General features: G+C 35.9%; 6 protein-coding genes. 4 read left to right on the top strand and 2 right to left on the bottom strand.

All coding sequences use genetic code 11. The features are described 5' to 3' along the window. Positions 1 to 386 precede the first annotated feature (386 nt). Both ACZZZI_RS18145 and ACZZZI_RS18140 read right to left on the bottom strand, forming a co-directional pair. Positions 387 to 1,223, bottom strand: coding sequence for an MBL fold metallo-hydrolase (locus ACZZZI_RS18145; protein ID WP_463490473.1), 837 nt, complete (start codon positions 1,221 to 1,223; stop codon positions 387 to 389). 54 nt (positions 1,224 to 1,277) lie between these two features. Further along, the gene (locus ACZZZI_RS18140) at positions 1,278 to 2,300 is read right to left on the bottom strand and encodes a LacI family DNA-binding transcriptional regulator (RefSeq protein WP_463491808.1); all 1,023 of its coding nucleotides are present in this window, start codon (positions 2,298 to 2,300) and stop codon (positions 1,278 to 1,280) included. 402 nt (positions 2,301 to 2,702) lie between these two features. Here ACZZZI_RS18140 and ACZZZI_RS18135 point away from each other — a divergent pair, with 402 nt between their 5' ends. The 4 genes from ACZZZI_RS18135 to ACZZZI_RS18120 are packed head-to-tail and all read left to right on the top strand — an operon-like array spanning position 2,703 to position 12,401. Further along, positions 2,703 to 5,840, top strand: a complete 3,138-nt coding sequence (locus ACZZZI_RS18135) for a SusC/RagA family TonB-linked outer membrane protein (protein WP_344764056.1) — start codon at positions 2,703 to 2,705, stop codon at positions 5,838 to 5,840. Positions 5,841 to 5,844: 4 nt separating this feature from the next. Then, complete coding sequence (locus ACZZZI_RS18130; RefSeq protein ID WP_463490471.1) at positions 5,845 to 7,539, top strand: RagB/SusD family nutrient uptake outer membrane protein; 1,695 nt, start codon at positions 5,845 to 5,847, stop codon at positions 7,537 to 7,539. Between the two features lie 36 nt (positions 7,540 to 7,575). Continuing rightward, a complete protein-coding gene (locus ACZZZI_RS18125) occupies positions 7,576 to 10,674 on the top strand; it encodes a SusC/RagA family TonB-linked outer membrane protein (protein ID WP_463490469.1) in 3,099 nt (1,032 codons plus the stop codon). 11 nt (positions 10,675 to 10,685) lie between these two features. Further along, positions 10,686 to 12,401: a RagB/SusD family nutrient uptake outer membrane protein gene (locus ACZZZI_RS18120; RefSeq protein ID WP_424059317.1), complete on the top strand. Its 1,716-nt coding sequence runs from the start codon at positions 10,686 to 10,688 to the stop codon at positions 12,399 to 12,401. The last annotated feature ends 39 nt before the right edge of the window (positions 12,402 to 12,440 follow it).

The following is a 12,440-nucleotide window of genomic DNA, read 5'->3' as shown; positions in this document are numbered from 1 at the left end:
TAAAATATCAGACTAATTGTAACGATTAAGGTCACTAAATATTAAAACAAGGAATATTCATATTTCAGTTTTACAATGGTTTAATTATACACAGTTTGGGACTGATTCTAGCAAACTATAAAATGTTTTAGTTTAGATATAAATATATGGTTGCGTAGAAAAGAGAAAGGGGCTTAAATCCATAAGCCCCAATAAACCAAACAAACTATTTATGAAGTTTTAATATAACCATCAAGAAATAAATTTGTTTCAAAAAAAAGAGATTAAAATTAATTAATCCCTTTTTTGATGTTAATTTTAAATCGTCCCGTTGATTTATTCCTAACGAAACAAACCTCTATAAATAATGAGGCTAAAACAATACCTAATACTTGGTATTTTTCAATTTAAAATAGATTAAGTTGTGCAGGTTTGTAAAGTTGTGGGTCGAAGTTATATTCGTTTGTTGTATCAGTTTGATGAGTTGTGAAATAGATATCGCTTTCGTTATAACGAGAGGCTACGGTTACAAAAGTTTTATCGGCAACGTCTTTAAATAACTTTTCTACCAAAACAGGGTCATTATTATCTTTTGATAAATGACTGAGTAAAAGATGGCTCATGTAATCTGGCTTATGGTTAAGAAATAACTCTAAAGCTTGCTTGTTCGAAAGATGTCCTTTTCCACTTGTAATCCTTCTTTTTAAGTGATAGGGATATCGTCCGTTTTCCAACATATCGGTATCATAATTTGCCTCTAAAAATGCTGCATGGCAATTTTTAAATTGAGAAATTAGCCTATCGCAAACCGATCCTATATCAGTGAAAATTCCAACTCTTGTATTATTATATTCAACGGTAAAGCTAAATGGATCTGCCGCATCATGAAATTTCGAAAAAGCGCAGACTTTTAATTGTCCAATGCTAATGGTTTCGAGATGTGTAAATGTGAAAACATTATCTGTATTTAAAACCAGTTTACTGCTTTTTAAAGTGTTAGTGGTAATGTAAACTGGAAGGTTGTATTTTTTTGATAATACAGCTAAACCTCTGATGTGGTCGCTATGTTCGTGCGAAATAAAAATAGCTTTAACTTTTTGAAGACTTAAACCAAGTCTTGCCATCCTTTTTTCTACTTCTTTGCAAGACAAACCAACATCAACTAAAACAGCTTCTTCTTTATTACCAATGTAATAACAATTACCGTTGCTACCAGAATTTATAGATGTAAAATATAGTGCCATTAAGTTTGCAAGATAAGGCTAATTTGCTGCGATGACAAAAACTATCCGTAAAGTTTAGTTCGAATCGTGAATAACGAGTTTGCAATCAACCATTATTTTTTGATAATTTTCCATATCAATTTCCTTATTAATTAATTTTAGAAGCAGATTAATGGCATTTTCACCAACTGATTCAGGATTTTCTTCTATAGAAGCAATAGGGGGGGAATCCAAATAGCTGATAAAAGAGTTGTTTCCAAAACCAACGCATTCAAACTCATTAAATTTTGGGTGATTAATACTTCTCAGATATTTCAAAGCATCAAATAATATAGGCTCTTTAAAAGCAACCAAAGCCGTAGGCATATTGCTTTCATCGGCAAATAAGTTTTGAATGGCTGTTATTGTATTTTCCTTATCAAAATCTGTGTACGCAACTAAAGTGGCATCAAAAGAAACATTATTATCTTTTAAGGCATTAATATAACCATTAAACCGATCGTGTGTAAAGTTGATCATTTTTGGCCCACCTAAATAAGCAATTTTTTTGTGGCCTCTATCTATTAAAAACTTTGTAGCCTGGTAACATCCTTGAAAAGTATTGCCTAAAACTTTATGACAGTTTAAGTTAAAACTTGGGTTACGAGTATAATAAACAACAGGTAAGCCAATTTGCTCAAACTGATCGAAGTGAGAAAAATCTTGGGTGTTCTTCGAAATCGCTACAATCAACCCATCAACCCTACTTTTTAAAAGCATATTGGCCAATTGAATTTCTTTCTCTAAATCATCGTGAGATTGCCCAATGATAACGTTGTACCCATGCTGCATAGCAAATTGTTCAACTCCATAAATACTTCGGGTAAAAAAATGGTCTAATAAATTAGGAAGAATAATACCTATAATTCTCGATTTACGTTCTTTTAAATTAATGGCCGATTTATTAGGCGTAAAATGCAAATCGCGAGCCATTTCCTGAACACGTTTCTTCGTATATTCATTAATTGTAGGGTAGTTATTAAGCGCTTTAGATACTGTTGATACTGACATTTTTAGCTTTTCTGCCAAAAATTTTAACGTAACGGGCGTATTATTCATCTTCTTTTCCAATCTCCATTGCATAGATAAGAAAAATTTTGGAAATTATTTCAAACGTTTGAAATAGATATGCAATGAGTATTCGTTGTTTTTAGCCATTTAAGAGTGATTTTATAATCCTCCGTTTTATACATTCGTTATTAATAATCACAACTAACCAAATAACTATGCACAAATCACTACTTCCCACTAGAAAAAAAGTCCGTTAAATTCATCATCATTTGGCTCTACCAATTGATTTAATTTTAGCGCACAAAAAACAGATTTCTTAAAATTCTTTAACAAAAGAAATGCGGTTATAAACTGCAAGGGGCTATTTTTTTGCATTTTTTTTGCTAAGAAATCTCTATGCAGGTATTTATAAAACAGAAAAATAAAACCAAATAAACAATATAATTAATTATGGATAAACTATACATTTTTAAAGAAAAACTTCTCTTTATCTACCAGCTTGATTTAAGAAAGAAAATTCTTTATTCGTTAGCATTTTTTCTTTTTTTTAATTGTTCCGAAATTTTTGCACAAACAACATTAACAGGAACAGTAAGAGATAGTAAAGGAGAAACTATTCCTGGAGTAAGTGTAAGGGTTAAAGGAACCCAAAACGGCACAGCTACTAATGAGGATGGAAAATTTTCCTTAAGTGTTTCTAATGGTAATTTAACAATTGTATTCGCAAGTATCGGATATACAACAAAAGAACTTCAAACGGGAGGTAAAACAACTATAAATACAAGTCTCGAAGAAGATACCCAAGGCTTGGAAGAGGTAATGGTTGTAGGCTATGGCGTTCAGAAAAAATCTACGTTAACAGGCGCTGTTTCTCAAATAAATTCTGAGGAAATTATGAAATCGCCAACACCAAATCCAACAAATAGCTTAATTGGACGTTTGCCTGGATTAATCGCGGTGCAAACAAGCGGTCAGCCAGGGGCTGATGGTGCATCTTTAAAAGTGAGGGGTGTGGCTACTTATGGTAGTAACAATGCGGCAATTGTAGTGGTTGATGGAATAGAGCGACCAAGCTTTTCTGATGTAGATCCGAATGAGATTGAAACCATTACAGTTTTAAAAGATGCGGCTTCAACCGCCATTTATGGTATTAGAGGTGCAAATGGTATTATTGTTATTACCACCAAAGTGGGTAAAATCGGTAAGCCAAAGGTTACTTATACAGGCAACTTGGCCCAACAAACTTATACTGGTTTAGCTGTTGGATCTGGAGCCTATGATAGTGCGGTTATGCTAAACCAATCGTATACAAATGATGGGAAGGCACCGTTTTTTACAAGTGATGATTTACAAAAGTTTGCTGATGGTTCTGATCCACTTGGGCATCCTGACGTGAGGTGGTTCGATTATCTAACCAAAAAATATTATACCCAAACTCAACATAATATTAATATAAACGGAGGAACAAAAATTGCCAAATACTTCGTATCAGCAGGCTATTCTTTTCAAGATGGTATATTTAAGAAATTTGAATCGCCTTATGGCATCAATACGGTTCCTAATTACAATCGTTATAATTTCAGATCAAATTTAGATTTTAATTTAAATAAAGATTTAACTGTTGGTTTAAAATTAGGCGGTCGCTTTGCAGATCGTTATCAGCCAGCTGGTCTTCTATCCTCGTCTGCTTTTTCTTACGATACGATTGAGGGGATGATTTCTCGTATTTTACAGGTCCCAGCTTATGCTTATCCTGTAACCTTGCCCGATGGCCGAATTACGGCAAATCCAAATATTGGAACCAACATTTGGAATCCTTACGCGATACTAACCCGTTTTGGTACCCGTAACGATAATATAAATACGATTGAAAGTACTTTTAATATTGATTATAAGTTGGGTTTTATTACCAAAGGTTTGTCATTCAAAACTAACTTTGGTTACGATTCTTACTATAACAACGTTGAGCGAAGAAATGCAAACTGGGCAGCTTATGTTTATAATGCAGCAACAGGAACTTCAACTTTATCAACCGATACGAGGAATCGTGATGAGCCTCTTGGTGCTGTTCAAGGTGGGGGAGTAACTTCGGGAAGTACCAACATGAACCTGCAAACAGGTTTTTATTATGATAGACATTTCGGTAAACACAGCGTAACTGGCTTATTATTAGGAACTCGACAGCTAGTACGAACTACTGGAGAAACGGCTTTTACCGCACCGCCAAGAGCAGTTCAAGGTTTAGCTTCTCGTGTTGCCTATAATTATGAGGAACGATATTTTGCTGAGTTTAACGCAGGTTATAACGGCTCAGAAAATTTTCCAAAAGGTTTAAGGTATGGTTTTTTCCCAGCGGCTTCTGCAGCATGGGCACTCACCAATGAACCATTCTGGAAGAAAAACGACATTTTAAATTACTTTAAAATTAAAGGTAGTTATGGTTTAGTAGGTAACGATAAGATATCAGATTTACGTTTTCTCTATTTAACAAGTTATTCTGCAAATACTCAGGCACCCTTTGGTAATCCTTTATCGATAAGTAATTTTCCAACACTTTTTATCGGAGACACAAACTTGGGAAATAACGCGGTAACCTGGGAAACAGGAACAAAGCGAAATTTAGGAATAGAAAGTATCTTCTTTAAAAATTCCTTAAAACTGAATGTGGATATATTTGATGAAACTCGTCGTGATATCCTAACCAATTCATTAAGTGGTTCTGCGTTATTTGGTCACTCTTACCCTAAGTTAAATAAAGGTATTGTGTACAACAAAGGGTATGAGGTTGAGATGGATTACCAAAAACAGTTTGGACAATTAACCGTTGGATTAAATGCTCAAATCAGTTTTGCTAAAAATAAAATTCTTGAAAACGACGAGCCAGATGGAATGCCTGAAGCATCGGTAAGAAAAGGAACACGCGTTGGACAGTTTTTCGGTTACGTTACAGATGGTTTTTATCAATCTGCCGCAGATATCGCTGCATCACCAAAACAGCAAGGTTTTAGTCCGATTCCAGGCGATTTGAAAATGAAAGATTTGGATGGAGACGGACAAATTACTACGCTCGATCAAAAAGCTATAGGCTATAGCAATACACCTGAATATGTTTACAGCTTTAGCCCAAGATTAAGTTATAAAGGGTTTTCATTTTCCATTTTATTTCAAGGCGTAGCGAATGTTAGCTCAAATGTAATTTTAAATGAGCAAAATAACGGACAGCAAATGTATCCGTTTATGCTTGATGCCTGGACCCCAGCAACAGCTGCTACTGCCACGTGGCCAGCACTGCACGCTCGAGGTACAGCATCGTTAAATTATGCTCTAAATGATTTTACGTTACAAAATTCTGCATACTTAAAAATTAGAAACGCCGAATTATCATGGACTCTACCAAAAAGATGGGCTGAAGCTATTAAAATAGCAAATGCAAGGATTTACTTACAAGGACAAAATCTTTACACCTGGACAAAATACAAGTTCTATATAGATCCCGAAAATGTGAATACGATAAATACAGCTTTCCCACTACAAGCGCTTTATCCAACCTCTAAAATTTACAACTTAGGTTTAAATCTTACTTTTTAAGAACATGAAAAACTATTTAAAATATACAATCATCTTTACTTTAATACTTTCTAGTGTTTCTTGTAAAAAGGACTTTTTAGAAAGGACACCTGGAGTAGCATTAAATGAAGAACAGATATTTGCAGATCCCGCACAAGCGGCTAAATTTGCCGATAATGCATATAATTATGTAATTAATAAATACGTGCGATTTAATGATCATCGTGGTTGCACGTCTCAGGCTTCTGATGAAGCTGTATCAGGTAACTCTGAAGGTTCAATTACATCTTTAAACAGAGGTTTATATCACGAACATTCTACCGGTCCATCTCTAAATGATATTGGGGCCATATGGAATTTGATGTATGCTGGTATAGCAATTGAAACGAAAATGCTGGCAAAACTATCAAGTGTTCCTCCAGCACCGCCAGCAACAGTTTCAATTTTCGATCCAGTAAGGGTAGAGGGTGAGATGAGATTTTTGAGAGCCCTTTCTTATTTTGAATTGACAAAAAGATTTGGCGGAGTACCGATAGTGGATAAGGTATATGAAGTGAATGATGAACTTAATTTGCCAAGAAGTTCTTTTGATGAAGTTACGAAATACCTTCTAGCAGATTTAGAGATAGCGGTTGCTAAACTAGGTAACGATGCAGATTACACTGCTTCGATGTATGGCCGACCAACAAAAGGTGCTGCTCAGGCCCTAAAAGCAAGAGTTCTCTTATATGCTGCCAGCCCGCTTAATAATGCTACTGGAGATAAAGCAAAATGGAAAGCGGCAGCAGATGCAGCTGCTGTTTTAATGGATGGAAGATATTCGCTGCAATCTTCTTACGAAGACTTGTTAAACGTTCCTTCATCTCCTGAGTACATTATGATAAGAATTAAGGGGAACACACCATTAGCAGGTGAAATGATGCAGGATTTCTCTATGTCGCCAGGTTCTGGTGGTGCACAAGGACAAATGAATCCTACTCAAAACCATGTAGATATGTATGAAATGGCAAACGGAAAAGCGATAACAGATCCAACATCTGGTTACAATCCTCAACAGCCATATCTAAACAGAGAACCACGTTTTTATGCAAATATAATATACAACGACAGACCGTGGCAGGGCCGTAGAATTCAAATGTGGTCTACTCCAGCAGGAGCATTAGATTATAATACAACCATAACTTACACTGCAACCAGATATTACTGTAAAAAATACTGGCCAGAAGTTTACCGAACTGTGGGTGGTAGCACAACATTGCTAAATTATATCTATTTCAGATATGGTGAAATTATGTTGAATTATGCTGAAGCTCAAAATGAAGCAGTTGGACCAGATGCCTCTGTTTACGATCAGCTAATATTAATCAGAAAAAGAGCAGGAATAGATCCTGGTGCAGATAATCTTTACGGATTAAAAGCCAACATGACTCAGGATGAAATGCGCACCGTAATTAGACACGAAAGAGCAATTGAACTTGCTTTTGAAGATCATCGCTGGTACGATATAATGCGTTGGAAAAATGGAACCCAAACCATTGCTGTGCCTATGAAAGGCATGGAAGTAATCAGAAACACCAATGGGTCATTTACTTATACACCATTTGTTTTAGCTGCTGGTTTTCAAAAGTCGTGGACAGATAAACAGAATTTATACCCAATTCCCCGTACAGAAATTTACAAAAGTAAAGGCGTATTAATCCAAAACCCAGGGTGGGAATAGTTATCTATTAGTGTTATTTTAAAAAGATTATTAATAATGAATTTAGCAAAAATAAGATATATAGCGTGCTTACTGTTTTTCCTTGTAGGTACAATCAATGTATATGCACAAAATCCAGATGCCGACATAACTGTTAAAGGTAAAGTTGTCGATCAGGATAAAAAACCACTTCCTGGTGTTGTGGTGACAATTCAAGAAGATAAAAGGAATAAATCGGTAACTACTGGCGCTGATGGTTCATTTACTATAGATGCAAGTACCAGCGATGTTTTGGTATTTAAATTTATCGGCTATAAAATGATTATAAAGCCAGCTACCGAAGTAAACAAAGATCAGGTTGTTTTATCTAAAGCTTTGGTTGACGCTGGTGATGATGATAACGTTTACATTCCTTTCGGAGTGAGAAAAAGAAGAGAAATTACAGCATCAATTAGCACAGTTTCTGCTGATGCACTTCCTCAAATTCCATCTTCATCGTTAACCAATGTTTTTGCAGGTAGAATGCCTGGTTTAGCAATTTACCCAAGTGGTTCTCAACAACCAGGTTATGATGTTGCGAGTTTCTTAATCCGCGGACGATCATCATATAATAGCAATCAAGACCCATTAATTTTAGTAGATGGTATTGAAAGAGATTTCAGATCAATGGATTTGGGCGAAATTGAAAGTATTAGTGTTTTAAAAGATGCCGCAACATTAGCTTGGTATGGTATGTATGCGGCAAACGGTGTAATTTATGTTAAAACGAAAAGAGGAAGTGCAACTTCTACCAAAGTATCTTTTGATGGACAAGTAGGCTTACAAGCTCCTTTACAGGTAACTAAACCATTAGATTCGTACACCTATGCTAATTTATATAACGAAGCTTCGATAAATAGTGGCGGTACATCTTTTTACGATGGTACAGCTTTACAAGCCTACCAAAGCGGAAGTGATCCATACAAATATCCCAACAATAACTTTGTACGTGATTTTACAAAAACTGTAGCTCCAACTCAACGTTATGTAGCATCAGTTTCTGGTGGAAATGCGTTCATTAAGTATTATGCTTTATTAAGTGCCTTTAATCAAGGCGGATTTTATAAGGGCGGAAATAATGAAACTTACGATGCAAATACAGATTTCTCCCGTTATAATTTAAGAACAAATATTGATCTGCATGTAAATAAAAATTTAGATGTGGCTTTAGATATTGGTGGTCGGATTAGTACATTAAATTTTCCTGCTGCAGGTACTGGAAACTTTCTAAGTGCAGTTTATTCTACACCACCAAATGCATTTCCAGTTCTTAACGCAAATGGCTCTTATGGTGGTACATCGATTTTTACATCAAGCAATCCGCTGGCAATGTTAGAGTCGGCAGGTGCAAGTACAGATTTAACTCGTAATATGATTGCGACTATCAGTGCCAGACAGAAGATGGATGGCGTACTGAAAGGTTTAGCCGCAGAAGTGTACTACGCTTATGATATTGCTGGTTTATACCGTTCGGGTTTTACGCAATCTTATGCAACGCAAGAACTTTTACCAACAAATGTGTATCAAACTTACGGAACGGCACAAAATGTAGATTATTTACCCAATGCTTTCTCTGGTAATTTAAGGAAAAGTGAATTTTGGGCAGGCTTGGATTACGACAGAACTTTTGGTCAACATGGCATTAAGTTCTCCACGCGAGTATCTAGACAAAACTATTCACAATTTGGCTTCTTGGATATTAGACGTGAAGGCTGGTCGAACCGTTTATCATATAATTTTAAAGAGCGTTATTTTGTAGATGTAATTGGATCTTTTTCTGGATCTGAAAACTTTGCTCCAGGAAACAGATATGGCTTTTTTCCAGCAATATCTGGAGGATGGATCATTTCTGATGAGAGTTTTATGAAAGGAAGTGCTTCAGTTCTTGATTTCTTAAAACTAAGGGCATCTTATGGTTTGGTTGGTAACGATGCCCTTGGTTCTGCCAGAAGATTTGCATTCAATAATTTCTACAGCAGAAGCGCAACTGGTTATACCTTTGGTACAGGCTTTACTGGTGTAGGTGGTACGGCACAGCTGGCTGCGGCAAATCCTTTCTTAACCTGGGAAAAAGCATATAAAACCAGTATTGGTTTCGATGCCAAATTGTTAAAACAATCTTTATCAATTAGTGCCGATTATTTTTATGAAGATAGAAAAAATCTAGCAACTGCTTCTCAGTTACCAAGTTTATTAGGGCAAACCTTAACCTATGTAAATGAAGGAGAAGCGTCGTATAGAGGCTTTGAAACGGGGATAAATTATGGTAAAAAATTAGGTGATTTTAATCTTAATGTGTTTGGTAATTTTACTTACAATACCAGTAAAATTTTAGCGGTTAACGAAGCCGCAAATTTACCTGAATACCAAAAAGCTTTGGGTCATCCAATCTCCAGTGTAATTGCGCCTTCTGCTACCGCATCAACAAATCCTGGATACATTAGTACCATGTTAATATCAAAGGGGCTTTTTCAAAGTCAGGCAGAAATTGATGCTGCACCGAAACAACTTTTATCAAGAGATGTAAAGCCAGGCGATATCAGATATGTTGATCAGAATGGTGATGGAATTATTAACGACTTGGATAGAGTTAGAACCGATTTCAATTTTGTACCTAAAGCATACTTTGGTTTTGGAGCTTCACTAGCATTTAAGAATTTAGATATGAACTTCTTATTTCAGGGAACAAGTGGCCGTTCTATTTACATTCAGCAGCTTGTAAATGCTGGAACCACCAATAACGGTTTCTTAAATCAGTTTAGTGTGGATAGATGGACACCAACAACTACGGATGCACAATTTCCTAGATTACTTTTATCTGATCGTGGAAACAACACAGCCAACTCAGATTTTTGGATCCGTTCAGGCGATTACATTCGATTGAAAAATGTAGAGTTAGGCTACAGTCTTTCTGCTTCAACCCTTAAAAAATTAAAAATAAGCCAGCTTAGGTTTTTTGTTAGTGGATTAAACCTACTTACCTTCGATAAACTTAATGGTTTACCAGTCGACCCAGAATTGCCAGAATCGGGTTATGCATCAAGCATTGGTGGTATCAATAGTGCCTCTTATCCATATATGAAAATTTATTCTTTCGGTATGAATCTGAAATTTTAATTGAGCAGAAAATGAAAAAAAATATATTCTATATCGTTTTATTTACAACAGCAATTTATTTCGCTGGATGTAAAAAATCAGAGTTCTTGCAAGATGGTTCTTTTAGTGGAACAAATGATATCACAGAAGCACAACTTTGGGCTAATCCTGATTATGCAAGAAACTTCTTAAATAATGTTTATTCGGTTTTAACCGATAGATATAACTTAACCGATGGTGCAATTTTAGCCTCGGGGAGTGATGAAGCTGTTAACTCAAACTTAAACTCCACAATTAATACCTATAACAACGGAACATGGAGTCCTGTAAGAACTTTTGATGATGTTTATTCTGATATGTATGTAGGCATCCGTAAGGCGAACATGTTCTTAGAGAAAGTTGATGGAAGTGCAATTATCCCAATTGATGAGTTGTTACCAGCAAACGTACCAGCAAATCAAACCTATGAAGCTCAAGTTGCCCGTTTAAAAGGGCAGGCATTATTCTTGAGAGCTTTTTTTGAGTTTGAATTGCTAAAACGCTATGGCTCTTTTCCAATTGTTACACGTACGCTGGCTGTAGATGATAACTTGGATTTACCAAGAAATACATTTGATCAGTGTGTAAAGCAAATATCAGATGATTGTGAAGAGGCAATTTCAAGACTACCTTTATCGCCAACAGAATGGAGAACAACAGATAGAGGACGAGCAACACAAACTGCAGCAATGGCTTTAAAAGCAAGATTATTGTTGTACGCTGCTAGTCCACAATACAATCCATCAAATGATTTAACAAAATGGCAATTAGCTGCTGATGCTGCTAAAAGAGTTATGGATACCGGTAAACACAGCATTTACACATCTTATCCAAATATTTGGCTTTGGAACGTGGGGGCATTTAATGCAGAAACCATTTTTGCAACAAGTACATTGAATACCGTTACAATTGAAACTAACAATGCGCCAATTAGTTACGACGCAGCAAACGGCAGAACAAACCCAACACAAGATTTGGTTGATGCATTTGAAATGCGAACTGGCAGAGCGATTACAGATGCTGCTTCAGGATATGTAGCTAGTGCTCCTTACACCAATCGCGATCCTCGCTTAAATTTTGCGATTATGTACAATGGCTCTACATTTAAAGGTAAAACAGTTGACACTTACGTTGGTGGTAAAGACGGACTGAATTTAAATGTAAATGCAACAAAAACTGGTTATTATATGCGTAAATACTTGAGTGAAAGCGCATCTTGGGCAGGCACTACAACTAATATTCGTCGTCCTTGGATATTTTTTAGATATGCAGAGATATTGCTAAATTATGCCGAAGCTTTAAACGAGGCACAAGGTGTTGGCGCAATGCCACAAGTACTTTCTTCAATTAATTTAATTCGTGCCCGTAGCGGTGTAGCTATGCCTGCATTGCAAACAACTAATCCAGCAGGAAACGGTTATGTAGCACCTACTCAGGTTGAGCTACGTAAGCGTATTCGTAACGAACGTAGAGTAGAGCTATGTTTTGAAGAACACCGCTTTTTTGATGTTAGAAGATGGAAGGAAGGAGAATCGACTTTCAATAAAGCCGTAAGCGGAATGCGTATTATTCAAACTGGTACAAATACCTTTACCTACACACCTTTTGTTGTAGAAAACAGAGTATTTACTGCAAAAAACTATTTATATCCAATTGCTCAAAATGAATTAAATAGGGCGCCTGCTTTAGGTCAAAATGCTGGTTATTAATTGTTAAATTAAATTTAGGTTAATTTTAGTGGGCGGTGG

This window comes from Pedobacter sp. AC190, assembly GCF_979258025.1.
This window is presented reverse-complemented; position numbering and strand designations above follow the sequence as displayed.